This is a genomic window from Bradyrhizobium sp. 159, from assembly GCF_023073795.1.
In the GTDB taxonomy this organism is placed as follows: Bacteria; Pseudomonadota; Alphaproteobacteria; order Rhizobiales; family Xanthobacteraceae; genus Bradyrhizobium.
This window is the reverse complement of record NZ_JADPKE010000089.1, coordinates 24,351-49,241: the sequence shown is the minus strand read 5'-3', so window position 1 is coordinate 49,241 and position 24,891 is coordinate 24,351. Positions and strand designations below refer to the sequence as shown.

Here is a 24,891-nt window from a genome sequence, read left to right as displayed (position 1 = left end):
TTTTGTACCCGGTTCCCGAATTTACCGCTCGCCGAACCCGGGGAACACCGCTACACTGCCAAAATCGCGCGGGAACGGCCACATTGCCTTGACATCCGGGCTTTGGCCGCTATGTTTCGCGCAACCTTTGGGAAGCCGAGCGCCTGCCATGCGTAACATTATTACCAAACTCCTTATCGCCGTCGTACCCAGGCACACCGCCGGGGGTGGCTAGCTGCCATCCACAAGACAGGCGGTGTGCGTGGGCCCTCTTCGGGGCCTTTTTTATTTCCCGAACCCGACACGAACGAAGCCGCTGACAACAGCGCATCCGGAGCAAGCCAATGAGCGAGAAGAGCCACGATCCGAACCAGATGACCGGCGCCGCGATGATCGTCCGCGCGCTCATCGATCATGGCGTGACCGACATTTTTGGCTATCCCGGCGGCGCGGTGCTTCCCATCTATGACGAGATCTTCCAGCAGAGCGAGGTCCAGCACATCCTGGTCCGCCACGAGCAGGGCGCCGGCCATGCCGCCGAGGGCTATGCGCGCTCGACCGGCAAGCCGGGCGTCGCGCTGGTGACCTCCGGTCCCGGCGCCACGAACATGGTGACGCCGCTGACCGACGCGCTGATGGATTCGATCCCGCTGGTGTGCATCTCCGGCCAGGTGCCGACGCATCTGATTGGCAACGACGCCTTCCAGGAATGCGACACCGTCGGCATCACGCGCCCCTGCACCAAGCACAACTGGCTGGTGCGCGACGTCAACGATCTCGCCAAGGTGCTGCACGAGGCTTTCTACGTCGCGACCTCCGGCCGTCCGGGTCCGGTGCTGGTCGACGTTCCCAAGGACGTGCAGTTCGCGACCGGTACCTATCATCCGCCGCGCAAGTCCGACGTGCACCGCTCCTATGCGCCGCGCGTGAAGGGCGATGCCACGCAGATCCGCAAGGCGGTGGCGCTGCTCGCCAACGCCAAGCGTCCGGTGATCTACAGCGGCGGTGGCGTCATCAATTCCGGTCCCGAGGCGACCAAGCTCTTGCGCGAGCTGGTCGAGGTCACTGGTTTCCCGATCACCTCCACGCTGATGGGCCTCGGCGCCTATCCAGCTTCGGGCAAGAACTGGCTCGGCATGCTCGGCATGCACGGCACTTATGAAGCTAACATGACCATGCATGATTGCGACGTCATGCTGTGCGTCGGCGCGCGCTTCGACGACCGCATCACCGGTCGCGTCGATGCGTTCTCGCCGGGCTCGAAGAAGATCCATATCGACATCGACCCATCCTCGATCAACAAGAACATCCGGGTTGACGTGCCGATCATCGGCGATTGCGGCAACATCCTCGGCGACATCCTCCAGGTGTTCAAGGCAGAGGCGAAGAAGCCCGACATCAAATCGTGGTGGCAGCAGATCGCGCAGTGGCGTGCCCGTAATTCGCTGTATTACAAGAAGAGCAACGACGTCATCCTGCCGCAGCATGCGATCCAGAGCCTGTTCGAAGCGACGCGCGGCAAGGATACCTACATCACGACCGAGGTCGGCCAGCACCAGATGTGGGCCGCCCAGTTCTACGGCTTCGAGGAGCCGCATCGCTGGATGACGTCGGGCGGCCTCGGCACCATGGGCTACGGCCTGCCGGCCGCGATCGGCGTGCAGGTTGCCCACCCGGACAGCCTCGTCATCGACATCGCGGGCGATGCCTCGGTGCAGATGACGATGCAGGAGATGTCGACGGCCGTGCAGTACGAGCTGCCGATCAAGATCTTCATCCTGAACAACCAGTACATGGGCATGGTGCGGCAGTGGCAGCAGCTGCTGCATGGCAACCGCCTGTCGCATTCCTACTCGGAGGCGCTGCCGGATTTCGTCAAGCTCGCCGAAGCCTATGGCGGCATTGGCCTCCAGGTGCACAAGCCTGGCGATCTCGAGGGCGCCATCAACGAGATGATCGCGGTCAAGCGCCCGGTGCTGTTCGACTGCCGCGTCGCTGCGCTCGAAAACTGCTTCCCGATGATCCCCTCCGGCAAGGCGCACAACGAAATGCTGTTGCCGGAGCAGGCCAACGACGCGGCCACCGCAAAGGCATTCGCCGGCGGCAAGGCGCTGGTGTGAGCGCAATGGTCACAAGCTCCGCTGCCATCGCCCGGCTCGACCGGCCGATCCAGTACGCCGCTCGCTGTGTAGGGATCTCAGGCCGTGGCAATTACTGGCGGCCCGCCTTCGCGGACATGACGAAAAGGATTTGAGGGGACGACAATGAACCAGCCGGCATCCGCCTACTTCATCGAGGACCGTCACGATCCCAACGAGACGCACACGCTCGCCGTGCTCGTGCAGAACGAGCCCGGCGTGCTTGCGCGCGTCATCGGTCTGTTCTCGGGCCGCGGCTACAACATCGAGAGCCTCACGGTCTCGGAGACCGAGAGCCAGAAGCACCTCTCGCGCATCACCATCGTCACGACGGGCACGCCAATGGTGATCGAGCAGATCAAGCACCAGCTCGATCGCATGATTCCGGTCTATCGCGTCGTCGACATGACGCAGACCAAGCGCTCGATCGAGCGGGAGCTCGCGATGGTGAAGGTGCGCGGGCAGGGCGAGCACCGGGTCGAGGCGCTGAGGCTTGCGGATGCGTTCCGCGCCCGCGTGATCGACGCCACCACCGAGAGCTTCGTGTTCGAGATCACAGGCAATACGGACAAGATCAATCAGTATATCGACCTGATGCGCCCGCTCGGCCTCGTCGAGGTGTCGCGCACCGGCGTTGCCGCGATTGGTCGCGGGCCTGAAGGGATGTGAACCATGCTGGCGCGCGACTGGTACTATAATGAGCGGAACCGGATGGGGATCGAGCCCGCAGTGGCGTCGATCTATGACAGCCATGACGATGCCGACCTGCGGGCGCGCGCCGCGCTGAAAATGCTCGGGGTCCAGCGCGGCTGGCGCATCGCCGATATCGGCTGCGGTAACGGCGTGCTGGCCACCGAAGCGGCGCTAATGGGCGCCGAGGTCGATGCTATCGACATCTCGCCCGCGATGCTGGCGCTCGCCGAGATCTATGCACGTGACCGCAAGGCGCCGGTCCGCACCCAATCGGCCGGCCTGCTGAGCTTCTCCTACCATCCGGAATCCTACGATTTGATCGTCAGCGAGTTCACGCTGCACCATCTGCCGGACTTCTGGAAGGCGGTGGCGATGTCGCGGATCTATCGCGCGCTGAAGCCGGGCGCGAGCTTCTACCTGCGCGACATCGTCTACACTTCAATGCCGGACGCCATTGAGCGCGACGTCGAGCAATGGGCCGACTTCCAGATCAAGAACCACGACTTTTCGCGTGAAGGTGTCGTCGCGCACATGCGCGACGAATATTCCACCTTCGGCTGGGTGATGGAACGGATGCTGACCGACGTCGGCTTCAGGCTGGTCTCGGCCGACTATCACGCCCCGATGCACGGCACCTATCTGCTGCGGAAACCGAAAGCCGGCGAGCAAGGCTAGATCAGAACAATAACAGGGACTGCACGACAGGGCAGGACCGGGAACAACAATGAAGCCGGCCGACATCCTCATCGCCGTCCTGGTGGCGATCATCTGGGGGCTTGCCTTCGTGGCGAGCCGGATCGCGCTCGACGAGTTCTCGCCGGAGCTGATGACGGCAATGCGCTTCACCATTGCTGCAGTACCGTGCCTTTTCATTCCCAAGCCGAAGGTCGCCTGGCCGCTCCTGATCGCGATCAGCGTCACGCTGTTCCTCGGCCAGTTCCTGAGCCAGGCCTATGGCATCGCCCACGGCGTGCCGGTCGGCCTGGCCAGCGTGGTCGTGCAGAGCCAGGCGCTGTTCACGATCGGCTTCGCCGCTGTCGCATTCGGCGAACGCCCGACGCCGATGCAGACGCTCGGCATCGTCATCGCAGCAGCCGGCCTTTTGATGATCTGCGGGACCGTCGGCTACGATTTCAGCGTCGGCGCCTTCGGGGTGCTGATGATCGCGCCGGTCTGCTTTGCGGTCGGCAATCTGCTGCTGCGGGGCGCCCGTGGTGCGCCGATGTTCGACCTGTTCGGCTGGCTGTGCCTTACTGCCGCGGTGCCGCTGTTCGCGCTCGCGCTGGTCGTCAACGGGCCAACGCCGACCTGGCAGTCGCTGATCCACATGTCTCTGACAGGCCTGATCTGCCTGCTGGTGATCGGCGCCGTCTCCACCAGCATCGCCTACTGGCTGTGGGGACGATTGCTGCGCGATTATCCGGCGGCGCAGGTGGTGCCGTTCGCGCTGCTGGTGCCGTTCGTGGGATCGGCCGCCTCCAGCATCGTGTTCGGCGAGCGGTTCGGACCCCTGCGCCTCGCCGGCATGCTGACCGTGATCGGCGGTATCGCGGTGATGGTGCTGGCGCAGCGGCCCAAGGCATCGCCCAAAGAGCCGCTGCCGAAAGTCGCGTGAGGCGAACATGTCCCAGTCGCTGTTCTATGCCTTCCTCACCTTCATGGTCGTGATGTACTTCACGCCTGGGCCGAACAACATCATGCTGCTGTCCTCGGGCCTGACCTACGGCTTCCGGCGCACCATCCCCCACATCGTCGGGATCGTCATCGGCTTCGCCTTCATGGTCGCCGCGGTCGGCCTCGGGCTCGGCTCCGTGTTCCTGGCCTATCCGGTCCTTCAGACCATCTTGAAATATGCCGGTGCCGCCTACCTGATCTATCTCGCCGCCGCGATCGCCATGTCCGGGCCGACCAAGCCGGGCGACGGCGCCGCCCGCGGCCCGATGACCTTCTGGGGCGCGGCGATGTTCCAATGGATCAACGCCAAAGGCTGGGTGATCGTGATCGGCACCATTACCGCCTACGCGGCGATCGCCCAATTCCCGCTCAACATCGCAATCCAGACCCTGATCAGCCTGCTCGTAGGCACGGTCTCGACCGTGGTCTGGGCTCTGTTCGGCTCCGCATTGCGGCCGGTCCTGACCTCAGAGCGGCTGGTCCGTGCCTTCAATGTGCTGATGGCCGTCCTGCTGCTCGCTTCCCTCTACCCCGTCTTCATGGATGCATGATGCCGCAGATTTCCATGCAGAAACGGGTTTCCCAGCGGCCCTAAAATGCTCTAGACAGCCCCCGAAATCCGTCAATTCACCTTCGAAATATCTGACCATCGGCCGATTTCCGGCCCCGAACGAGGAAACGAACTATGCGTGTTTATTACGATCGCGACGCCGACCTGAACCTGATCAAGGGCAAGAAGGTCGCCATCGTCGGCTATGGCAGCCAGGGCCACGCCCATGCGCTGAACCTGAAGGACTCCGGCGTCAAGGAGGTAGCGATTGCGCTGCGCAAAGGGTCGGCCTCGGCCAAGAAGGCGGAGAACGCCGGCTTCAAGGTGATGGAAGTCGCCGAAGCCGCCAAATGGGCCGACCTCGTCATGATGCTGACCCCGGACGAGCTTCAGGGCGACATCTATCGCGAGCACCTGCACGACAACATGAAGAAGGGCGCCGCCCTCGTGTTCGCGCACGGCCTCAACGTCCACTTCAATTTGCTCGATCCGCGCGCCGACCTCGACGTGCTGATGATCGCGCCGAAGGGCCCCGGCCACACCGTGCGCTCGGAGTACCAGCGCGGCGGCGGCGTGCCCTGCCTGATTGCGATCGCCAAGGACGTCTCGGGCAACGCCCATGACCTCGGCCTGTCCTATGCCTCCGCGATCGGCGGCGGCCGCGCCGGCATCATCGAGACCACCTTCAAGGAAGAGTGCGAGACCGACCTGTTCGGCGAGCAGGTGGTGCTCTGCGGCGGCCTGGTCGAGTTGATCAAGGGCGGCTACGAGACCCTGGTCGAAGCCGGCTACGCCCCGGAGATGGCCTATTTCGAGTGCCTGCACGAAGTGAAGCTGATCGTCGACCTGATCTATGAAGGCGGCATCGCCAACATGAACTACTCGATCTCCAACACCGCCGAGTACGGGGAGTATGTCACCGGTCCGCGCATCATTACCGACGAGACCAAGAAGGAGATGCGGAAGGTTCTCGCCGACATCCAGGGCGGCAAGTTCGCGCGCGACTGGATGCTCGAGAACAAGGTCAACCAGACCTCCTTCAAGGCGACCCGCGCCAAGCTCGCCGCACACCCGATCGAAGAGGTCGGCGCGAAACTGCGCGACATGATGCCCTGGATCAAGAAGGGTGCGCTGGTCGACAAGAGCAAGAACTAAGCTAAGCCGTTGTGCCCCGGACGCAGCGCAGCACCTTGGTGATGCCCTGCTGATCCGGGGCCAAGCGGCCTCTGGATCCCGGCTCCGCGACGCATTGCTTATGCGCTGCGCCTTGTCCGGGACACGCGAGCGAAAGCTTCGCTCGCCAAACAAATCTTTAAGCCTTCGCGACTATGTTCGAGCGAGATCGCAAACGCGATCTTTCTCTTCCTTCTCGCGCGAAGCATAGTTGCTTCATTCAAATTCTTCGCGAGTTGATGCGCTGCTTGAACGCCAAGAACTGACGCTTAAACCACATTCTTGATCTCGCGTCCCTTTTCAAAAATTTCTAGAACTCCCTGATCGTGAAAAGGGCTGCGTCGTCAGAGTGAAAGATTCGGCTCTTCATCCGCCTTTTCAAGGTGCCTTCGACCTCATGTCGCAACGTTCGCGCGCCGCTTCATCTTAACAACCGACACCTGCTGCGCGGACTTGCGCGCTGGGCGCCATTTGCACACAGGCACCTTCCTCCTGCATGATCACGGCAACCCGAGGTGGAAAGACCATGCGATCTGTCGTCGTTACCGGGGCGTCTACGGGCATCGGCTGGGCCGTTGCGAAATTCCTGATCGGGCGCGGCTATCGCGTGTTCGGCAGTGTCCGCAAGCAGGCCGACGCCGACCGGCTGCAAGGCGAGTTCGGTGCGAACTTTGCCCCGCTGCTGTTCGACGTCACCGACGAGGCAGCAGTCCTCGCCGCCGGGCGAAAAGTTCGCGGAGCGTTGGGCGGCGAGACGCTGGCCGGTCTCGTCAACAATGCCGGCATCGCGGTTGCCGGTCCCGTGCTCGAATTGTCGGCCGATGATTTCCGCCGCCAGATGGACGTCAACGTCATTGGCCCTGTCATCGCGACGCAGGCGTTCGGGCCGCTGCTCGGCGCAGACCCCTTGCTGAAGGGGCCGAAGGGCCGGATCGTGATGATCAGCTCGGTCGCTGGCAAGAGCGGCAATCCGCTGTCGGCGCCTTACAGCACCTCCAAGCACGCCATCGAGGGCCTGTCGGAGAGCCTGCGCCGCGAGCTGATGCTGTTCGGCATCGACGTCATCATCGTCGCCCCCGGCGCGGTGAAGACGCCGATCTGGAGCAAGGCCGAAGAGATCGACCTTTCCGTCTACCAGAACTCGCCCTATCTGCCGGCGCTGAACAAGGTGATGGCGTTCATGATGGACATCGGCGCCAAGGGCCTGCCCGCCGAGCGGATCGCCGAGATCGTGTTCGAGGCGCTGACGGCGCCAAGCCCGAAGGTGCGCTACCAGATCACGCCGGACCCGCTCCGCCACCTGATTGCGGCCGTGCTACCGAAACGGACGCTCGACCGCATCATCGCCAAGCGGCTCGGATTGCTGCCGCAGTGAGTTTGGGCGTTTTCAGCCCGCGGCGACGGTTTGCCTGCGCGGGTGGCGGGCCATCGCTATCATGCGCAACGTCAGCACGATCAGCAGCGGAACGAGGAATGCGGCGTAGAGCGGCATGGCCGGCACGCGCTTGCCGAACGACACCATGAACTGGAACCAGAGATAGTAGCCGCCCGCAACGTGCAGTATGCGCCAGGTGCGCAATCCGCGCAGCGCGGCGGTGCGGTCGAACGAGGTCGCACTCATCGCGATGATGAAGCCATAGCCGATGCCGCCAAAGATGTAGGAGGCGGCGGAGGTCGCCTGGGCAAAGCCGGCCGGATCCATCCTGGCGAACGCGACGATCGCCGCCGCGTGGATGGCGTGGGAGGCCGCGAAGCTCAAGCCGAGATAGCGGCGGTTACGGTGCTGCCAGCGCGTCCAGGCATTGGGCGAGAGCCGCGCCAGCGCCGCGGCACTGAAGGCGAGGCAGAACAGCAGCAGCGAACTTCGCGCCGTGAAGCGGATCACCATACGAACGCCCTCAACCTCGAACAGCCGCATCGAGGCGATCCACAGGCTCAGGGCGATCAGACTGAGCGTTAGGACGGCAAGCAGCCGCCAGCCTTCGAGCCAGCTTTGACGTTGTGACATGGCGATCTCCTCAAGGATGTAATCAATGATTACATATAGAGCAACAAAATCGTCAATAGTGTAATCGCTGCTTACATTCACGTTCGGGTGATGCTAGAAGACGCTATGCCCGCCCGTCAGACGTCCAAACCGCGTGCCCGCCGAACACCCGAAGCCCGGCCGTATCACCACGGCGACCTTCGCCGTGTGCTGATTGACGCTGCGCTGCAATTGGCGGCCGAAGGTGCGGAGGTCTCCGTCCGCGAGGCGGCGCGCCGGGCCGCGGTGTCGCCGGGCGCGCCGTTCCGGCACTTTCCGAACCGCGATGCCTTGATGGCGGCGGTGGCCGAGGAGGCGCAGCGGCGTTTCCGCGCTGAGATCGAGGCGGCGCTGGGCGAGGAGCCGCCCAAGGGTCCACTGGAGCGTTTTCGCGCCTTTGGACTCGCTTACTTGCGCTGGGCCATGCGCAATCCGGCTCATTTCGAGATCATCTCCACCGGGCGCTACTTCGCCCATGGCAGCTCGGCGGACCTGACCCGCGACAATACCGAGCTGATCGCGCTGTCGGAACGGATGCTGACTGATGCGGCCGAGCAGGGCCTGCTGAGGTCGGCGGATCTGAAGCGCATCCAGATCGCCAGTCGCGCGTTGGTCTACGGTTTTGCCCGGATGAATCTCGATGGCCACTTTCCGCGCTGGGGCATCGAGGACGGCCAGATCGAGCGGATGGCGGAGGGGGTGATCGACCTGTTCATCGCGGGGATCGCCCAACCCTGACGTTGAGCAGCTGCCTGCCGGCTGCGGCCCAACCCGTCTTTCGCCAACAATAAGCGATGTCGGATCGCCGGACGCGTTGCCTGACGTTGACCGTTCCGTTACAGTTTTATGACACGGCGCAGGCTTCCGGCTGCGCCGGGCGCCGCCAGCTGTCTCGATGCCGGCCAAGCGGCTTGGCATCACCGCGCCGGACCAAAAGTTGCGTGTCGTCGATGGCGTCCGCGCCCAATCCAGGTCCTTCTGCCACCACCGCCGTGCTTGCGAGCGTCGCCGCGCTCGGCATCTGGCGGCTGCTCGCGGTCACGGCGCCACATTTCGCAGCGCTGGCGCTGATGTACGAGACCGAGACCGATTTCGGCTCGCGCCTCTCCTTCGCCCTGGCCTGGGGCATCCTCAACTTCTTCTGGATCACGCTGCTGCGGCGCCCGGCGCTGTCGGGCGCGCTGTCCCTGACCATGGTCGTCGTGCTGGTGCTGCTGTCGCGCCTCAAGCACGAAGTCGTGCAGATGACGGTCAACTTCATCGATCTGATGATGATCGACCGCGACAGCGTTGCGTTCCTGTTCACGATCTTCCCGAATCTGCGCTGGTCGGTGATCCTGGCCGGCCTCGTCACGTTGCCGCTGATGTATGCGCTGTGGTGGCTTGATCCGTTCCGGATCCGCCGGCTGCCGGCGCTCGCCTGCAAGCTCGCCTGCGTTGCCGCATTGGTCGGCTATTCGCTTTATCATCCTGACCAGGCCTGGCGCGGCTATTACGACGACGGCTATCTCTCGAAATTCTTCCGCTCCGGCGTCACCGCGGTCGCCGACTTCGTGCAGTACGGTTTCATGGAATCCGCAGCCTCAACCAACGAGCGGCTCAACGTGCCGCTGGTGGACGCCTGCCATCCTGCGGGCCGCCGCCCTAATATCATCATGATCCATGATGAATCGAGCTTCGACATCCGCGCCGCGCAGGGCATCAAGGTGCCGCCGCGTTACGGCGACCATTTCACGTCTTGGGACGGCAAGCAGCGCACGTTCCTGGCCGAGAGCAATGGCGGGCCGAGCTGGTTCACCGAATACAACGTGCTTGCGGGGCTCTCGTCGCGTTCGTTCGGCCGCTTCGCCTATTTCGTGACGCGCATCGCCTCGAACCGCGTCGAACGCGGCCTGCCATTGGCACTGCGCCGTTGCGGCTACGACACCCTGTCGCTTTACCCCGCCCATGGCGGCTTCATGGGCGCGCGCAGCTTCCAGATGACGACCGGCATCGAACGTTTCCTCGATTCGGAGGATCTGGGCGCCAAGGACGTCGAGCCGGACTCCTTCTTCTACGACAAGGCGCTTCAGCTGATGGGGCAACAACCGCCGAACAAGCCGCTGTTCACCTTCATCTATCTCGGCGCCAATCATTTCCCCTGGGAGACGCGCTTCCGTCCTGATCTGCTGCCGAACTGGCGCGCGCCGGGCAACTTGCCGTCCATCGACGAATATCTGCGCCGCCAGGTGATGAGCGCCGAGCAGTACAAAGCTTTCGTCGCCGGTCTGAAGAAGAACTTTCCCGGCGAGCCTTTCCTGATCGTGCGCTACGGCGATCACCAGCCGGAATTCGCGCCGAACCTGCTTGAGCCCGGCCTCGACGAGGGCGCCCTCGGCAAGAAGCTCGACGCTTACGATCCGCGTCTCTACGCAACCTATTATGCGATCGACGCCGTCAATTTCGAGCCGGTGAAGAGCGATGCCGTGATGGACACGATCGACGGTCCCTATCTGCCGCTAGTGATCCAGGAAGCCGCCGGCATCCCGCTCGATCCGTCCTTCGCCGAGCAGAAGGAGATCATGCTCCGCTGCAAGGGCATCTTCTATGGCTGCAGGGATGGCGCCGAGGCGCGGCGGCTGAACCGGCTGCTGATCAACGCGGGGATGATCCGGGGGCTGTAGTGTCTTTCAGCTCTTTGCGAGGAGAGCGCCGGTGGAGCACACATGCCCCTCCAACGTCGTCCTGGCGAAGGCCCATGGGCGAAAGCCATGACGACGCTGAACCAGTCGCGCCAGCCTACCTATTGCTCACCTTCTCCCACAGCCACTTCGCCACTGCGTCGGGCGATGAATTCGCATCGTTGCCGCTCGCGCGCAGATTGGCTTCGCGCATCGTCGCGATGTCGATCCTGCCGAGCAGCGGCCTCAGCGCAGCCTGCAACCGCTCGTCACCGGCTCGCATGGGCGCGAGCAGCAGGATCGCATCGTAAGGCGGGATGGCGTGCCTGGGATCATCGAGCGCGACGAGATCGTATTTCGCGATCAGGCCGTCGCTGGTGTAGCCGGCGATCACGTCGACCTCGCCGCTCGCGACCGCCGCGTACATGAAGTCCGGCTGCATCTGGCGTTGGGTGCGGAACGAAAGCCCATAGGCCTTTTGCAGCGCGGCCCATTCGGGGCGCGAGAAGAACTCGTAGTCGCCGGCGATCGACATGGTCGATGCGTGCGCGGCGAGATCGGCGATGCTGCGGATGCCAAGCGCCTCGGCGCGCTTGCGCGGCATCACCAGCGCATACGCATTCTCGAAGCCGAGCTCGCCGAGCAAGGTGATGTTCTCTTTCGCGAGGGCTGTCTTCAGCTCTGCGAGCAATTCCGCGCGCGGCTTAATGTCGGTGCGATGCAACTGATTGGCCCAGAGTGTACCGGAATAATCGACATAGAGATCAATGTCGCCGGCCTTCAGTGCCTCGAAGATCACGCTGGAGCCGAGGCCGGATCGCGCCGTCGCCGACAGGTCAGCCGCCTGGAGGCGGTCCCTGAGCAGGGCCGACAACACATATTGCTCGGTGAAAGTCTTGGCGCCGATGACGTAGCTCTGGGACGAACGCCCCATCGTCGGCACCAGCGTTGCGGCGACCAGTGCCGCGATCCCGATCGCGCCGAGCCCGGTGCGCATGCGGCTGCGCTGGCGCAGGCCGGTCTCGAGCAGGCCGAGCAGTTGGTCGACGGCAAGCGCGAGCAGGGCCGAGGCCAGGCAGCCGAACAGCACGAACACCCAGTTCTGGGTCTGAAGCCCTGCGAAGATGTAGTTACCGAGGCTGGTCTGGCCGATCGGTGTCGATAGCGTCGCGGTGCCGATCACCCATACCGCGGCGGTGCGGATCCCCGCCATCATCACCGGCAGCGCCAGCGGCAGCTCGACCATCACCAGCGATTGTCGCGCGGTCATGCCGACACCTTTGGCGGCTTCGATCAACGCGGGATCGATGCCGTTGAGGCCGGTGATGCCGTTGCGCAGCACCGGCAGCATCGAATAGAGCGCGAGCGCCAGCACGGCCGGCAGGAAGCCGAAAGCGGAAAAGGAAAAGCCGAACCAGGCGAGCGTAACGGAGGCCAGCAGCAGCAGGAGCGGATAGAACAGCGCAAGAAGCGCAAGTCCAGGGACTGTCTGCACGATGCTGGCAAGCGCAAGCAGGATGCCCCGGGGCGCCGGGTGGTTGCGTGTGAGGAGTGCCAACGGCAGGCTCGCAATCAGGCCCAGCGCAAGCGCGGCGAGACTCACCCGCACATGGTTGCCGAGATAGTCGGGCAAATGCGACAGCGCCTCGCCCCAGCGCGGATCGGTGAAGAGGCTCATGCCGCACCGCTCGTTGGCAGCCGCGCATTCAATCGCTCGACCTGGCGCCGCGGCGTGCGCAACAATTCCAGCACGTAGGCGTCGCCGCTTTTCGACAGCTCTGCCGGCGTGCCCTGTGCGAGCAGCTTTCCAGCGCGCATCACCGCAATGCGGTCGGCGAGCAGAATGGCCTCCGTCATGTCATGCGTAATCATGACAGAGGTCAGGCCGAGCTTGCGGTGCAGGTCGCGAAAATCCTCGCCGAGCGCATCGCGGGTGAGGGGATCGAGCGCGCCGAACGGCTCGTCCATCAGCACGATCCGAGGTTTTGCCGCGAGCGCCCGCGCCACGCCGACGCGCTGGCGCTGGCCGCCGGAGAGCGCCTCCGGCAGCCGGTCGCGATGCGCGGCGCGGTCGAGCTGCACGAGCTCCAGCAGCTCGTCGACGCGCACGGCAATATCGGCAGCCGAGACGCCCAGCAGCTTTGGCGTGACACCGATATTGTCGGCAACGCTCAAATGCGGAAACAGCCCACCGGCCTGGAACACGTAGCCGATCCGCCGCCGCAGCGCGACCGGATCGACATTCTGCACGTCCTCGTTCTCCACCGTGATCGTGCCGCTGTCCGCCTCGATCAACCGGTTGGCGAGCCGCAGCAGGGTGGTCTTGCCGGAGCCCGAGCCACCCACGATGGCCAGAAACTCGCCCTCGGCGATATCGAGCGACACGTCGTCGACGGCTTTGAGCGGGCCGAAGCTCTTGGTGACACGTGCATAGCTGATCGCCAGCTTGGAGGGCATCGCGGGTAAGCTCGCTCTTACCTTCCCCTGCAGCGGGAGGGTGAAGGGGATAAGAGCTCCATGCGTAGCACGCTTGGCGCCTTGATTGAACTTGGTCGCGCGAGCGGCTAAGGCATCGGTCCAGGTTTGGAGGAAGCACATGACGACGCCCACGGCAGTGGCGCTGGAAGATGCCAAGGTCGCGTTCCACCTCCGGGACGGACGGGTCTATACGGCGGTGGAGAAAGCCCATCTCACGGTGGCGCAGGGCGAGTTCGTCGCCATTGTCGGCCCGACCGGCTGCGGGAAATCCACGCTGCTCAACGTCGCCGCCGGGCTGCTCAAGCCGGCAGCCGGCAGCGTCAGGATATTCGACCAGCCGCTCGCGGGGCTGAACCGGGATGCCGGCTACCTGTTCCAATCCGATGCACTGTTCCCGTGGAAGACCGCGCTCGACAATGTCGCGATCGGGCTCGAGATCAAGGGCACGCCGCGCTCCGAAGCGCTGCCGCGGGCGCAGCAATGGCTGACCTCCGTCGGCCTCGGTGCGTTCGCAGGCCGCTATCCACACATGCTCTCGGGCGGCCAGCGCAAGCGCGTGGCGCTGGCGCAGGTGCTGATCCGCGATCCAAAAATCCTGCTGATGGACGAGCCGTTCGGGCCGCTCGATGCGCAGACGCGCCAGGTCATGGGCAATCTGCTGCTCGATCTCTGGAATGCCGACCGCAAGGCTGTGCTGTTCGTCACCCACGATCTCGAAGAGGCGATCGCACTCGCCGATCGCGTCGTGATCATGTCGGCGGGGCCGTCCTCGCGCATCATCGGTGACTGGCGCGTGCGCTTGCCGCGCCCGCGCGACATTTTTGAGGTACGGCTCGATAAGGAGTTTCATTCACTGCATCGCGAGATCTGGGGCGTGCTCAAGGACGAGGTGATGAAGGGTTATATGCAATCCACGCAGGCGGCGGAGGCGGTCTGATGTCGCGCCCGATGCTGCTTGCGCTGCAAGTCCTGGTCGCGGTCGTCTGCATTGTGCTGTGGCAAGTGCTATCGACCGTCCCCGTCTTCGGCAAGATCCTGCTGCCGCCGTTCTTCTTCTCCAATCCGTTCGACGTGTTCAGCCAGATCGTGAAGTGGTTCGCGTCCGGCGTGATCTGGAAACATCTCGGAATCACGCTTGCGGAATCGATCCTGGCTTTCGTGATCGGCTCGACCGGGGGCGTGCTGGTCGGCTTCTGGTTTGCGCGCCAGCCACTGGTCGCAGCCGTGTTCGACCCTTACGTCAAGATGGTCAACGCGCTGCCGCGCGTCGTGCTGGCGCCGATCTTCGCGCTGTGGCTCGGCCTCGGTATCTGGTCCAAGGTCGCGCTCGGTGTGACGCTGGTCTTCTTCATCGTCTTCTTCAACGTCTATCAGGGCGTGAAGGAAGTCAGCCGCACCGTACTGGACAATGGCCGCATGCTCGGCATGAGCGAGCGCCAATTGATGCAGCACGTCTATTGGCCGTCGGCGCTGTCCTGGATGTTCTCCTCGCTGCATACGTCGGTCGGCTTCGCCGTGGTCGGCGCGGTCGTCGGCGAGTATCTCGGATCGGCGGCCGGGCTCGGCTATCTCATTCAGCAGGCCGAAGGCATCTTCGACGTCGCCGGCGTTTTCGCCGGCATGTTCGTGCTGTCGGCCTTCGTGATCCTGATCGACTTTGGCGTCACGCTGGTGGAGCGGCGGCTATTGGTTTGGCGGCCGACGGCGTCGGACGGTCGCGGCTAGGGCGCAAGGGGCCGCGCGTTGGCGCGAGCCCCGATCGCGAACGTTCAATCCAGCAGCTTGGTGTCGTCGGGTGCCTGCGGCGGCGTCTTGATCGCGATCGCCTTGACTTGGCCGCTGATCGGCTTGGTGCCGCCATGCGGCGTGCCCTTCGGGATGATCACGAGATCGCCGGGCTTCACCGTCACCTCCTTGTCGCCGAGCCAGATCGTCCCGGTGCCGTCCAGGATGTACTGAATCTCGTTGGTGTTGGGATGCATGTGCTTGGGCACGTTGCCGACCTGGGTCGAGACGGTGGCACCGTCCGCGCTCGCGAACATCTTGGAGCGGTAGCCGACAGCGTTTGCGGGCCCGAGCGCATCGCCCTCCATCTCGCCGGTATGGATGATCTGTGCGGTGATGTTTTCGGCGGCGAGCGCCGGCCGGAGCAGGTGGGTGGCGCCGCATCCGGCGGCAAAGGCGGCGGTGATCGACAGCCCGGCAGCAAGGCGATTCATGGATGATCCTCCCCATCAAGAATTGTTCTTGTTTGGGCATGCTATTGCGCCGCAGGGCCGATGGCCAGCCCACTTAGGCGGTGCTTCTCAAGCCAGCCCCGCTGCTCTATGGTGCCGCCGGCCGAACGGAGGAAACCAATGAAGAACACGATTGCCAGGCTCGCCGGCGCGCTGCTCGCGCTGACGCTCACCATCGGTCTTGCCGCGGCGCAAAGCAAGGTGACCATCGCGGTCGGCGGCGGCTCTTGCCTGTGCTACCTGCCCACCGTGCTGGCCAAGCAGCTCGGCGAATACGAGAAGGCCGGCGTCAGTGTCGAGCTGGTCGACCTCAAGGGCGGGTCGGACGCACTCAAAGCCGTGCTCGGCGGCAGCGCCGACGTCGTCTCCGGCTATTTCGACCATTGCGTCAATCTCGCCGCCAAGAAGCAGGAGCTTCAGGCCTTCGTGGTCTATGACCGCTATCCCGGTCTCGTGCTGGTGGTCGCGCCCTCTCGGACCAACGACATCAAGTCGGTCAAGGATCTCGCCGGCAAGAAGGTCGGCGTGAGCGCCCCTGGCTCCTCCACCGACTTCTTCCTGAAGTACATGCTCAAGAAGAACGGCCTCGATCCCGCCGGCACCGCCGTGATCGGCGTCGGCCTTGGCGCCACCGCGGTCGCAGCCATGGAGCAGGGCCAGATCGACGCGGCCGTGATGCTCGATCCGTCCGTCACCGTGCTTCAGGGCAACCACAAGGATTTACGCATTCTTTCCGACACCCGCACCCAGAAGGACACGCTCGAGACGTTCGGCGGCGAATATCCGGGCGGCGCGTTGTACTCGACGGCAGCCTGGGTCAACGGTCATGAGAAGGAGACACAGGCGCTTACGAATGCGATCCTGGCAACGCTCGCCTGGATCCATTCGCATTCGCCCGAGGAGATCATGGCGAAGATGCCGGAGGAGACTGTCGGCAAGAACAAGGATCTCTATCTCGCTGCGCTGAAGAACACGATCCCGATGTTTTCCGAAACCGGCAAGATGGACCCGAAGGGCGCGGAGGCCGTGCTTGCGGTGTTCAGCGTCGGTTCGCCCGAGGTGGCGAGCGCCAAGATCGACGTCAGCAAGACGTTCACCAACAAGTTCGTCGATCAGGCCAAGAAGACGACGGGGACTGCCAAATAAGTGACGCGAAGGCGTAGTGGTCAGGCGTCATGACGTCACCGGTCATTCATCGCGTCACGGCGCTTGATCTTGCGGTGCGGCCGGTCGTGTGGCCGTTCGCCGAGGAGCGTCGCGCCGAGATCGCGGCGCATTTTGCCGAGAAGCAGCGCGAGCGGCCGAAGATCTGGAACGGTCGCGTGCTGCTCGGGCGCGACGCCGTGTTCACGGACGGGCATTTCGCCGCGACCTATTTCGAGACCGATTTCGCCAGCTTCCTCGCCTGGCGCGACTGGGGCTTTCCTGATCCGGCCGTGTTCAACGGTTTTGGCATGGGCGCGCTGCGCACGTCCGACGGCGCCTTCGTCCTGGGCGAGATGGCGCAGCACACGGCCAATTCGGGCCGCATCTATTTCCCTTCGGGCACGCCCGACCTCGACGACATCAGGGACGGCGCTCTCGACATTCCCGGCAGCGTCGTCCGCGAGGTCGCAGAGGAGACGGGGCTGACCGCCGACGACTACGCGGCGGAGGCGGACTGGCACTGCGTGGTCTCCGGTCGTGTGATTGCGATGATTCAAGTCCTCAACCTGGACATGCCGGGCGAGGTGGCCCGCGCCCGGATCGAAGCCAATCTCGCGCGCGAGGCCGAGCCCGAACTGTCGGCCATTCATCTCGTGCGCGGGATGAGCGATCTCACGCCGTCCATGCCGCGATTTGTCACGGCCTTTATAGCGCAGCGGCTCGCCTCTCGCTGACGCGCGAGGCTTGACATCGCTTCGCTCAGCCCATGTGATGGGCGAAAAAGCAAGAGCAACAAGAATGCGATGCACAATCGTCCAGGGAGGTTCTGATGCGCCTGCGCATGGCTACCCGTTTGGTACGTGGGCTGTTGGTCGCGATTGCCGCGGCGGGCTTGGCGGTGTCCGCCCAGGCTCAGGAGAAGAAGATCAAGATCGGCGTCGTCTTCGATTTGACCGGACCTCTCGCCGGCGGCGGCTCCGAGCTCGGCTATATCGGCGCAAAGATCATCCTCGACCATTTCGCCAAGACCGGGGTCGAAGGTTACAAGGTCGAGGCGGTCTACGCCGACGCGCAAAGCAAGCCTGACATCGCCATCAACGAATCTGTCCGCCTGCTCGAGCAGGAGAAGGTCGACATGGTGCTCGGCTTCTTCTCCTCGGCGCAATGCGTACCGGTCGCCGCCCGCGTCGAGCAGCTCAAGAAGTTCATGTGGATCACGACCTGCATCTCGTCGGCCGTGTTCAACGACAAGGGTTACAAATACGTGTTCCGTCCGCAGGCGAGCGGCGACCAGTTCGGCATGATGACGATGGATTTCATCGCGCAGAACGCCAAGGAGAAGTTCGGCAAGGAGCCGAAGGACCTGCGCGTCGCCATCATTCACGAGGACGGGGCCTATGGGGTCGATGTCTCCAAGGGCAACGAGGCCGGTGCGAAGAAGGCCGGCTTCAACATCGTGCTGAAGGAGGGCTATTCGGCGACCGCACCGGACCTCTCCGCGCTGGTGACCAAGCTCAAGCGCGCCAAGCCCGACGTGATCTTCCACACGGGCTACAATCCCGACATTACGCTGCTGCTGCGCCAGGCCCGCGAGCAGGGCCTGAAGTTCGGCGCGTTGATGGGGCATGGCGCCGGTTATGGCGTCTACGAGAAGCTGAAGGAAGGCATGGGCGCGGACGCCGCGTACATCTTCAACACCGACCCGATATCGATCTGGCTCGCCAACCAGAAGACCATGGATCCGAAGCTCCCGCCCGTGATCAAGATGGTCGGCGACGAATTCGACAAGATCAGGCCGGGCGTCGCCATCCGCTCGGCCCATGTCGGCATCGGCGCGTCCAACACGTATGTATTCATGAGCGACGTGCTGCCGCGAGCGATCAAGAAGTATGGCGGTGTCGATCCCGACGCGCTGCGCAAGGCGGCGCTCGACACCGACATTCCCGAGGGCGGCACCATGCTCGGCTTCGGCGTGAAGTTCTACGGTGAGGGCACGCCGATGGCCGGGCAGAACGAACGCTCGTTTCCCGTGGTGATCCAGTACATCGACGACAAGTCCTCCGTGGTGTGGCCCAAGAGCCAGGCGCAGCGCGAGGCGGTGCTGCCGCTGCCGAAAGGCACCACCTACAGCAACCAGTAGCGGCGGAGTGCTTCGGTGTTGGAAGTCAGCGGGCTGGTGAAGCGGTTTGGCGGCTTCACAGCCGTCAACAACGTCTCGTTCAGGGTCGAACAGGGCGAGATCCTCGGCCTGATCGGACCCAACGGCTCGGGCAAGAGCACGATCTTCAACATGCTCTCGGGCACGCTGGCGCCGACCTCCGGTTCGATCTTGTTCGCCGGGAATGAGATCGCAGGCCTTGCGCCGCACCGGATTATCAACCGCGGCATCGGCCGCACCTTCCAGATTCCGCGGCCCTTCCGTCGACTGACCATCTTCGAGAATGTCGCGCTCGCCGGCTTCTACGGCCAGGGCCGCCACAGTCGAGTCAAGGCCGAGGAAGCGGCCGAGCGGTCGCTGGCGATGGTCGGCCTGCCGATTGATCGCCATGCCAGTGTCGATGGACTTGGCGCAGCCGGCCTGAAGAAGCTCGAGCTTGCGAAGGCGCTCGCCACCGCGCCAAAGCTGTTGCTGGCGGACGAAAGCCTCGGCGGCCTCGACGAGACCGAGATGGACCAGGCCGCCGACATGCTGCGCAACATCCGCGACGAGCTCGGCATCACCATCATCTGGGTCGAGCACATCATGGGCGTCTTGATGCGCGTGGTCGATCGCGTCATGGTACTCGATCACGGCGAGAAGATCTCGGAAGGCTTGCCGAGCGCGGTTGCGAGCGACCCGCGGGTGATCGAGGTCTATCTCGGGACTGATGCCGAGACCACGCAGGCCGCGGCCGCCGAAGCGCGCCGTCGCGCGGGAGGGCAATGATGCTGGAGCTCCGCGGCGTCAATGCCGGCTATGGCACGTTCCAGGCGCTGTTCGATGTCAATCTCGACGTCAAGGCCGGCGAAGCCGTCGGCGTCATCGGCCCCAACGGCGCCGGCAAGACCACCTTGATGCGCGTCATCTCCGGCTTGATCCGGCCCTCGCGCGGCTCGATCAAGATGGAAGGTGTTGATGTCGTGGCGACGCCGTCGCACAAGATCGTCAGTTTCGGCATTGCGCATGTGCCGGAGAACCGGCGGCTATTTCCGCAGCTCACGGTGGACGACAATCTCAAGATGGGCGCGTTCATGAGGGAGGCGCGCGCGCACTATGCCCAGCGGCTCGACGTCGTGTTCGAGCTGTTTCCGCGCCTGAAGGAGCGCCGCCACCAACTGGCCGGTACCATGTCCGGCGGCGAGCAGCAGATGTGCGCGATCGGCCGCGCGATGATGTCCAATCCGAAGCTTCTGCTGCTCGACGAGCCGTCGGCGGGCCTCGCGCCAGTCGTAGTGCAGCAGGTGTTCGAGCTGGTGAAGCGGATCCGTGCCAGCGGCCTGACCGTGCTGATCGTCGAGCAGAACGTGCAGCAGGTGCTGAAAGTGGTCGATCGCGCCTATCTGATCGAGGCGGGCACGATCCGCGCTTCCGGCACCTCGGCCGAGATGTTGGCGAGCGACACGGTCAAGGAAGCGTATCTCGGGGTGTGAGGGGGCATGCAGGCATTTCTGGACGTCTTCGACATTTATCTGCTGGAGGCCGTGATCAACGGCATCCTGCTCGGCGGCGTGCTGGCGCTGCTCGCGCTCGGCCTCAACCTGATCTTCGGCGTCATCGACGTGACCTGGATCTGCTATGCCGAGCTCGTGATGATCGGCATGTACGCCATGTATTTCATGGTGCAGTATTACGGCGTCAGCTATTTCATCGCTGCGCCCTTCACTATCCTGCTGGTTGCGCTCCTCGGCGCGGCGCTCCACTACCTCGTGATCGCGCCGCTGCTCACGGCGCCGCCGATCAATCAACTGCTCGCGACCGGCGGCGTGCTGTTCGTGCTCCAGAGCTTTGCCACCGTCGCCTTCGGCATCGACTTCCGCAATCTCGGCATCCGCCTACCGGTGCTCGCCTTCGGCGACATGAATTTCAGCTACGCACGGCTGCTGTCCTTCGTGGCGGCACTGGTCGGCATGGTTGCGGTCTACCTGTTCATGACGCGCACCTTCACCGGCACCGCGATCCGCGCCATCTCGCAGGACCGGCAGATCATGGCGCTGATGGGGGTCGACACCAAGCGGATCTATCTCATCACCTCGGCTCTTGGAGGTGCGCTGGCCGGGCTCGCTGCCTGCCTTCTGGTGCTGCAATATGACGTGCATCCCTTCGTCGGCCTCTCCTTCGGGCCGATCACGTTCCTGATCTGCGTGCTCGGCGGCTTAGGCAATTTCATCGGCGGCTTCATCGCGTCCTTCGTGTTCGCCGAGATCATCTCGCTCGGCGGCCTGTTCTCCGATCTCGAATGGGGCTACGTGCTCGCCTTCGCCTTCTTCATCGTCATGATGTTCATCCGGCCCGCAGGCCTCCTGGCGAGGCGCCGATGATGGGGCAGGGACGACTTGCAGCCTGGGGGATCGGTCTGGCGGCGCTGGTCGCGCTCCCTTTCGTCTATCGTGATCCCTATCACCTGCATATCCTGGTGCTGATCCTGATTTGGTCGTTCGCCTATACGTCCTGGTCGATGATGGGGCGGTTCGGCCTCGTCTCGCTCGGGCACGGCGGCTTCATGGGGATCGGCGCCTATGTCACCGCGCTGTTGTGGAATCACCTCGGCCTATCGCCATGGGTCGGCATTCCCGTCAGCATGGCCGCGGCCGGTGCGCTGGCGCTGATCGTCGGCTATCCCTGCTTCCGCTTCCGCATCACCGGGCATTATTTCGTGCTGGTGACGCTGGCGCTATCAGGCATCGTGCTCCAGGTGATCACCGCGACGCGCGATTATACCGGCGGCTCGCTCGGCTACACGCCGAACCGGGCGTCCGGCAACAGGCTGCTGGCGCTGCAATTCGACGACAAGACCACCTGGTATCTGATCGCGCTCGCGATCTGGCTTTTTGGCATCGTGGTCTGGCACTGGGTCGACCGCAGCATGGCTCGCCATGCGCTGGAGGCGATCTCAGAGGACGAGGATGCCGCCGCCGCGGCCGGCGTCGACGTCACCGCGGAGAAATTGAAGATCACGCTGCTCAGCGCGCTGATGACGGCGCTCGCCGGCGCGATCTACTGCCAGTACCAGATGTTCATCACGCCCGATACTGTCAGCGGCATCGCCGTGTCGCTCCAGATGGTGTTCGCGGCCATCGTCGGCGGCTTGTTCGTCTCGCTCGGCCCGACCGTCGGCGCCATCATCACCATCCTGCTTGCGGAGACCTTGCGCATCGGCTTCGGCACCAGGGCGGTCGGCTGGGACAATCTCGTCTATGGCGTGCTGCTCGTGCTTTTCATCATATTCCTTCCCAAGGGCATTCTTGGTAGCGTGCTCGACCGACTGAAGCCGCAACGCAAGGTGTCCCCGAACTCATGAACAAGAAGCCGTCCAGATCGATCGCCCAGGAGCTCGACCGTTACATTACGCCGTTCCGTTATGATGGATCCGGTAAGTTTCGCCTCAAGGACCACAAGACCGACGAGAAGGGCGATCTCGACAAGGAGAAGGCGCAGGAGATCCTGGAGGCCAACAAGACGCGGCTGATCGCGTTTCAGGAGACGCTCTATGCCCAGGACCGCTGGTCGCTTCTGATCGTATTCCAGGCCATGGACGCCGGCGGCAAGGACAGTGCGATCAAGGCGATCTTCGACGGCATCAATCCGCAGGGCTGCGAGGTCCATTCTTTCAAGGCGCCGAGCAGCAAGGAGCTCGATCACGACTTCCTGTGGCGCCACGTGGTCGCGCTGCCGGAGCGCGGCCGTATCGGCATCTTCAACCGCTCCCATTACGAGGAATGCCTGGTGACGCGGGTGCATCCGGAGATCCTCGCCAAGGAGAAGCTGCCGGCAAAGCTCGTCACCAAGAACATCTGGAAGGAGCGGTTCGAGGACATCTCCGCCTTCGAGCGCTATCTCTGCCGCAACGGCACCGTGGTGCTGAAGTTCTTCCTCAATGTCTCCAAGGAGGAGCAGCGCGAGCGCTTCCTCGACCGGCTGGAAGAGCCGGCCAAGCAGTGGAAGTTCTCGATGGACGATATCAAGGAGCGCGCGCTGTGGCCGCGCTACCAGGCCGTCTATCAGGACATTGTGCGGCACACGTCGACACCTCATGCGCCGTGGTACGTGGTGCCCGCCGACCACAAATGGTTCGCCCGCGTCGTGATCGGCTCCGTGATCAATGCTGCGCTCGAAAGATTGGACCTGAAATTTCCTCGTGTCGACAAGGCCTCGCTGCAGGAGTTCGACGAGGTGCGCAAGGAGCTGGAGAAAGAAGGAAAGGGAGGCAAGAAGCGGGCAAAGTGACAGCCACCGGCACCGCGGATCGCAAGAACGTCAACTTCGCGCTCCAGGGCGGCGGCGCGCACGGCGCCTTCGTCTGGGGCGTGCTCGACCAGGTGCTCGAGGACGGCAGGCTCGCGATCGAAGCGATCAGCGCCACCAGCGCCGGCGCGATGAATGCGGTGGCGCTGGCCTCCGGCATGGCAAACGGGGGCGCGGAGGCGGCGCGGCAGAGCCTGCACGCATTCTGGTACGAAGTCTCGCGCATGGACAGGGCGTACGATTTGCTCTCGCCGCTCAACCAGTGGATCCAGGCCCTGAAGCTGCCGCCGGAATATCATCCGGTCCACGCCGTCATCCACACGCTGACGCACACGCTGCCGCCGAACCTGCTCAATCCGTTCCACTTCAATCCGCTCCGCTCGCTGCTGCAGCGCGTGGTCGATTTCGACAGGCTCAATTCCTCGCCCGAGGCGCCGCAGCTTTTTCTCAACGCCACCAACGTCCGCACCGGCAAGATCAAGGTATTCCAGAGCCCGTTTCTCACCGCAGAAACCGTGCTCGCCTCGGCCTGCCTGCCGCCCTATTTTCAGGCCGTCGAGATCGACGGCGAGCATTATTGGGATGGCGGCTATCTCGGCAATCCCGCGATCTACCCGCTCATCTACCGCAAGGGCAGCCACGACGTTATCATCGTGCAGGTCACGGCGATCCGGCGCGACGCGCTGCCGACCAGTGCGGCTGACGTCCTCCACCGCATCAACGAGATCAGCTTCAATTCGTCGTTGATGCGAGAAATGCGCGCGATCGCCTTCGCCACGCGGCTGATCGACGACGGCGAGCTCGACAGCGACAGGCACAGCCGCATGTACATGCACTGGATCGGCAACGACCAGCTGATGTCGCAGCTCGGCACGGCCACGCAATTCCACCCGGAATGGAGCCTGTTGTGCCGCCTGCGCGACGAGGGCCGCGCGGCGGCGCAAAGCTGGCTGGCGCAAAACTTCGACCGGGTCGGGAAGTCCTCGTCGGTCGATCTGGCAGATATGTTTCTCTAGGCAAGCCGGCCATGGACAAAAACTGCGAAAACAACCCCATGCACAGTAGCCGGGGATAGTGGAATCAATGGCTTGCCGGTCACGTCGCGCGCTTGCGGATTTTACGAAGTCGGTTTGACACGTCGGGCAAAACAGGAGCATGATGTCACCATGCCCCGTTCAGGGAACTCGCGCCTTCAAATGTGATCCTTCAGATCATCGATCCCGCTTGACAGTTTTGTGTCTCGGGAGGAGCATCGCAGTGGTCGCAAACAAGCGACGCGCAACGTCCACCTCATGAGCAAGGGGAGGTCTATGACACCACCTCCGCAGATCCAGCCGCTAAGTGCGATGGAGCTCGTTCGGACTATCGCATAGCGGCGAAACCGCGAACGGCACGCCGGGTCAAGGTTTAGCGGGCTGCATCAGTGAGGCAAAGCCCCTACCTTCCCGGCGCTGTATTTTGCATCACGTCGATCATGGGCTGGCCGCGCCGAGGCCCGCCGCGACGTACGTATTGAAGTCCTGCCTTGTCCCTCCTCCCTCCCTGTCGTCATTCCGGGCCAATTCCCGGAATGGCGCAGGGCAGTCGCATGCGATCTCTTGGACCGGCCTGAGCAAGCGCCTCGTCCTTCGAGACGACCGCTCCGCGGTCTCCTCAGGATGAGGCTAATTGGCCTCGAGTCCCCGCCAAAGCGGG

Annotated in this window: 23 protein-coding genes and 1 pseudogene; 20 read left to right on the top strand and 4 right to left on the bottom strand. The window is 63.7% G+C overall.

The genetic code is table 11. The annotated features are described in order from the left end of the window. Positions 1 to 323: 323 nt before the first annotated feature. The 7 genes from IVA96_RS26820 (at position 324) to IVA96_RS26790 (ending at position 7,582) form a co-directional block, all read left to right on the top strand. Positions 324 to 2,099 carry an acetolactate synthase 3 large subunit gene (locus tag IVA96_RS26820; protein WP_247278537.1) on the top strand — a complete coding sequence of 592 codons (1,776 nt, stop codon included), beginning with the start codon at positions 324 to 326 and terminating at the stop codon, positions 2,097 to 2,099. A 144-nt stretch (positions 2,100 to 2,243) separates the two neighbouring features. Beyond that, on the top strand, positions 2,244 to 2,786 hold the full coding sequence (gene ilvN / locus IVA96_RS26815; protein WP_247278538.1) for an acetolactate synthase small subunit: 543 nt from the start codon (positions 2,244 to 2,246) through the stop codon (positions 2,784 to 2,786). 3 nt (positions 2,787 to 2,789) lie between these two features. Further along, entirely contained in the window at positions 2,790 to 3,485 is a 696-nt protein-coding gene (locus IVA96_RS26810; protein ID WP_247278539.1) for a class I SAM-dependent methyltransferase, read from the top strand. Between the two features lie 49 nt (positions 3,486 to 3,534). After that, complete coding sequence (locus tag IVA96_RS26805; RefSeq protein ID WP_247420262.1) at positions 3,535 to 4,425, top strand: EamA family transporter; 891 nt, start codon at positions 3,535 to 3,537, stop codon at positions 4,423 to 4,425. 7 nt (positions 4,426 to 4,432) lie between these two features. Further along, complete coding sequence (locus IVA96_RS26800; protein ID WP_247278541.1) at positions 4,433 to 5,035, top strand: LysE family translocator; 603 nt, start codon at positions 4,433 to 4,435, stop codon at positions 5,033 to 5,035. Between the two features lie 134 nt (positions 5,036 to 5,169). Then, complete coding sequence (gene ilvC, locus IVA96_RS26795) at positions 5,170 to 6,189, top strand: ketol-acid reductoisomerase (protein ID WP_035700280.1); 1,020 nt, start codon at positions 5,170 to 5,172, stop codon at positions 6,187 to 6,189. 544 nt (positions 6,190 to 6,733) lie between these two features. Next, positions 6,734 to 7,582: an SDR family oxidoreductase gene (locus IVA96_RS26790; protein ID WP_247278542.1), complete on the top strand. Its 849-nt coding sequence runs from the start codon at positions 6,734 to 6,736 to the stop codon at positions 7,580 to 7,582. A gap of 12 nt (positions 7,583 to 7,594) precedes the next feature. Here the strand turns inward: IVA96_RS26790 and IVA96_RS26785 are convergent, their stop codons facing one another. Then, positions 7,595 to 8,215 carry a hypothetical protein gene (locus tag IVA96_RS26785; protein ID WP_247420259.1) on the bottom strand — a complete coding sequence of 207 codons (621 nt, stop codon included), beginning with the start codon at positions 8,213 to 8,215 and terminating at the stop codon, positions 7,595 to 7,597. A 105-nt stretch (positions 8,216 to 8,320) separates the two neighbouring features. On the opposite strand from IVA96_RS26785, the gene IVA96_RS26780 reads away from it, so the two are divergent. Together IVA96_RS26780 and IVA96_RS26775 are read left to right on the top strand one after the other, a co-directional pair. Then, positions 8,321 to 8,971 carry a TetR/AcrR family transcriptional regulator gene (locus IVA96_RS26780; protein ID WP_247278544.1) on the top strand — a complete coding sequence of 217 codons (651 nt, stop codon included), beginning with the start codon at positions 8,321 to 8,323 and terminating at the stop codon, positions 8,969 to 8,971. Positions 8,972 to 9,183: 212 nt separating this feature from the next. Then, complete coding sequence (locus IVA96_RS26775) at positions 9,184 to 10,896, top strand: sulfatase-like hydrolase/transferase (protein WP_247278545.1); 1,713 nt, start codon at positions 9,184 to 9,186, stop codon at positions 10,894 to 10,896. A gap of 115 nt (positions 10,897 to 11,011) precedes the next feature. Here IVA96_RS26775 and IVA96_RS26770 read toward each other — a convergent pair whose 3' ends face one another. Continuing rightward, complete coding sequence (locus tag IVA96_RS26770; protein ID WP_247278546.1) at positions 11,012 to 12,571, bottom strand: glycine betaine ABC transporter substrate-binding protein; 1,560 nt, start codon at positions 12,569 to 12,571, stop codon at positions 11,012 to 11,014. Further along, entirely contained in the window at positions 12,568 to 13,350 is a 783-nt protein-coding gene (locus tag IVA96_RS26765; protein ID WP_247278547.1) for an ABC transporter ATP-binding protein, read from the bottom strand. The genes IVA96_RS26770 and IVA96_RS26765 overlap by 4 nt, the downstream gene beginning before the upstream one ends. 139 nt (positions 13,351 to 13,489) lie before the next feature. Here IVA96_RS26765 and IVA96_RS26760 point away from each other — a divergent pair, with 139 nt between their 5' ends. Together IVA96_RS26760 and IVA96_RS26755 are read left to right on the top strand one after the other, a co-directional pair. Beyond that, complete coding sequence (locus IVA96_RS26760) at positions 13,490 to 14,308, top strand: ABC transporter ATP-binding protein (protein WP_247278548.1); 819 nt, start codon at positions 13,490 to 13,492, stop codon at positions 14,306 to 14,308. Continuing rightward, positions 14,308 to 15,096 carry an ABC transporter permease gene (locus tag IVA96_RS26755; RefSeq protein ID WP_247278549.1) on the top strand — a complete coding sequence of 263 codons (789 nt, stop codon included), beginning with the start codon at positions 14,308 to 14,310 and terminating at the stop codon, positions 15,094 to 15,096. The genes IVA96_RS26760 and IVA96_RS26755 overlap by 1 nt, the downstream gene beginning before the upstream one ends. A gap of 44 nt (positions 15,097 to 15,140) precedes the next feature. Here the strand turns inward: IVA96_RS26755 and IVA96_RS26750 are convergent, their stop codons facing one another. After that, positions 15,141 to 15,590 (bottom strand): cupin domain-containing protein, encoded by a 450-nt coding sequence (locus IVA96_RS26750; RefSeq protein ID WP_247278550.1) that lies wholly within the window; start codon positions 15,588 to 15,590, stop codon positions 15,141 to 15,143. 138 nt (positions 15,591 to 15,728) lie between these two features. Here IVA96_RS26750 and IVA96_RS26745 point away from each other — a divergent pair, with 138 nt between their 5' ends. The 9 genes and pseudogenes from IVA96_RS26745 to IVA96_RS26705 all read left to right on the top strand — a co-directional run bounded on the left by IVA96_RS26745 (position 15,729) and on the right by IVA96_RS26705 (position 24,212). Then, the gene (locus IVA96_RS26745; protein WP_247278551.1) at positions 15,729 to 16,754 is read left to right on the top strand and encodes an ABC transporter substrate-binding protein; all 1,026 of its coding nucleotides are present in this window, start codon (positions 15,729 to 15,731) and stop codon (positions 16,752 to 16,754) included. Between the two features lie 29 nt (positions 16,755 to 16,783). Further along, on the top strand, positions 16,784 to 17,488 hold the full coding sequence (locus IVA96_RS26740; RefSeq protein WP_247278552.1) for an NUDIX hydrolase: 705 nt from the start codon (positions 16,784 to 16,786) through the stop codon (positions 17,486 to 17,488). Positions 17,489 to 17,583: 95 nt separating this feature from the next. Then, positions 17,584 to 18,894 (top strand): ABC transporter substrate-binding protein, encoded by a 1,311-nt coding sequence (locus IVA96_RS26735; protein ID WP_247278553.1) that lies wholly within the window; start codon positions 17,584 to 17,586, stop codon positions 18,892 to 18,894. 15 nt (positions 18,895 to 18,909) lie between these two features. Further along, positions 18,910 to 19,680 (top strand): ABC transporter ATP-binding protein, encoded by a 771-nt coding sequence (locus IVA96_RS26730; protein ID WP_247278554.1) that lies wholly within the window; start codon positions 18,910 to 18,912, stop codon positions 19,678 to 19,680. Then, on the top strand, positions 19,680 to 20,384 hold the full coding sequence (locus IVA96_RS26725; RefSeq protein ID WP_247278608.1) for an ABC transporter ATP-binding protein: 705 nt from the start codon (positions 19,680 to 19,682) through the stop codon (positions 20,382 to 20,384). Before IVA96_RS26730 ends, IVA96_RS26725 begins: the two co-directional genes overlap by 1 nt. A 6-nt stretch (positions 20,385 to 20,390) precedes the next feature. After that, positions 20,391 to 21,272, top strand: coding sequence for a branched-chain amino acid ABC transporter permease (locus IVA96_RS26720; RefSeq protein ID WP_247278555.1), 882 nt, complete (start codon positions 20,391 to 20,393; stop codon positions 21,270 to 21,272). Further along, positions 21,269 to 22,316 (top strand): annotated as a pseudogene (locus IVA96_RS26715) (branched-chain amino acid ABC transporter permease). Before IVA96_RS26720 ends, IVA96_RS26715 begins: the two are co-directional and overlap by 4 nt. After that, positions 22,249 to 23,178 (top strand): polyphosphate kinase 2 family protein, encoded by a 930-nt coding sequence (locus IVA96_RS26710; RefSeq protein ID WP_247278557.1) that lies wholly within the window; start codon positions 22,249 to 22,251, stop codon positions 23,176 to 23,178. Before IVA96_RS26715 ends, IVA96_RS26710 begins: the two are co-directional and overlap by 68 nt. After that, positions 23,175 to 24,212 carry a patatin-like phospholipase family protein gene (locus tag IVA96_RS26705; protein ID WP_247278558.1) on the top strand — a complete coding sequence of 346 codons (1,038 nt, stop codon included), beginning with the start codon at positions 23,175 to 23,177 and terminating at the stop codon, positions 24,210 to 24,212. The genes IVA96_RS26710 and IVA96_RS26705 overlap by 4 nt, the downstream gene beginning before the upstream one ends. The last annotated feature ends 679 nt before the right edge of the window (positions 24,213 to 24,891 follow it).

What these genes read in the sequence shown, in the direction of transcription:
- IVA96_RS26745 (WP_247278551.1), top strand. Translation starts at nt 15,729, where the DNA reads ATGAAGAACACGATTGCCAGGCTCGCCGGCGCGCTGCTCGCGCTGACG.
- IVA96_RS26775 (WP_247278545.1), top strand. Translation starts at nt 9,184, where the DNA reads ATGGCGTCCGCGCCCAATCCAGGTCCTTCTGCCACCACCGCCGTGCTT.
- IVA96_RS26760 (WP_247278548.1), top strand. Translation starts at nt 13,490, where the DNA reads ATGACGACGCCCACGGCAGTGGCGCTGGAAGATGCCAAGGTCGCGTTC.
- IVA96_RS26785 (WP_247420259.1), bottom strand. Translation starts at nt 8,215, where the DNA reads ATGTCACAACGTCAAAGCTGGCTCGAAGGCTGGCGGCTGCTTGCCGTC.
- ilvC (WP_035700280.1), top strand. Translation starts at nt 5,170, where the DNA reads ATGCGTGTTTATTACGATCGCGACGCCGACCTGAACCTGATCAAGGGC.
- ilvN (WP_247278538.1), top strand. Translation starts at nt 2,244, where the DNA reads ATGAACCAGCCGGCATCCGCCTACTTCATCGAGGACCGTCACGATCCC.
- IVA96_RS26800 (WP_247278541.1), top strand. Translation starts at nt 4,433, where the DNA reads ATGTCCCAGTCGCTGTTCTATGCCTTCCTCACCTTCATGGTCGTGATG.
- IVA96_RS26765 (WP_247278547.1), bottom strand. Translation starts at nt 13,350, where the DNA reads ATGCCCTCCAAGCTGGCGATCAGCTATGCACGTGTCACCAAGAGCTTC.
- IVA96_RS26780 (WP_247278544.1), top strand. Translation starts at nt 8,321, where the DNA reads ATGCCCGCCCGTCAGACGTCCAAACCGCGTGCCCGCCGAACACCCGAA.
- IVA96_RS26820 (WP_247278537.1), top strand. Translation starts at nt 324, where the DNA reads ATGAGCGAGAAGAGCCACGATCCGAACCAGATGACCGGCGCCGCGATG.
- IVA96_RS26810 (WP_247278539.1), top strand. Translation starts at nt 2,790, where the DNA reads ATGCTGGCGCGCGACTGGTACTATAATGAGCGGAACCGGATGGGGATC.
- IVA96_RS26770 (WP_247278546.1), bottom strand. Translation starts at nt 12,571, where the DNA reads ATGAGCCTCTTCACCGATCCGCGCTGGGGCGAGGCGCTGTCGCATTTG.
- IVA96_RS26790 (WP_247278542.1), top strand. Translation starts at nt 6,734, where the DNA reads ATGCGATCTGTCGTCGTTACCGGGGCGTCTACGGGCATCGGCTGGGCC.
- IVA96_RS26740 (WP_247278552.1), top strand. Translation starts at nt 16,784, where the DNA reads ATGACGTCACCGGTCATTCATCGCGTCACGGCGCTTGATCTTGCGGTG.
- IVA96_RS26725 (WP_247278608.1), top strand. Translation starts at nt 19,680, where the DNA reads ATGCTGGAGCTCCGCGGCGTCAATGCCGGCTATGGCACGTTCCAGGCG.
- IVA96_RS26710 (WP_247278557.1), top strand. Translation starts at nt 22,249, where the DNA reads ATGAACAAGAAGCCGTCCAGATCGATCGCCCAGGAGCTCGACCGTTAC.
- IVA96_RS26750 (WP_247278550.1), bottom strand. Translation starts at nt 15,590, where the DNA reads ATGAATCGCCTTGCTGCCGGGCTGTCGATCACCGCCGCCTTTGCCGCC.
- IVA96_RS26735 (WP_247278553.1), top strand. Translation starts at nt 17,584, where the DNA reads ATGCGCCTGCGCATGGCTACCCGTTTGGTACGTGGGCTGTTGGTCGCG.
- IVA96_RS26755 (WP_247278549.1), top strand. Translation starts at nt 14,308, where the DNA reads ATGTCGCGCCCGATGCTGCTTGCGCTGCAAGTCCTGGTCGCGGTCGTC.
- IVA96_RS26720 (WP_247278555.1), top strand. Translation starts at nt 20,391, where the DNA reads ATGCAGGCATTTCTGGACGTCTTCGACATTTATCTGCTGGAGGCCGTG.
- IVA96_RS26805 (WP_247420262.1), top strand. Translation starts at nt 3,535, where the DNA reads ATGAAGCCGGCCGACATCCTCATCGCCGTCCTGGTGGCGATCATCTGG.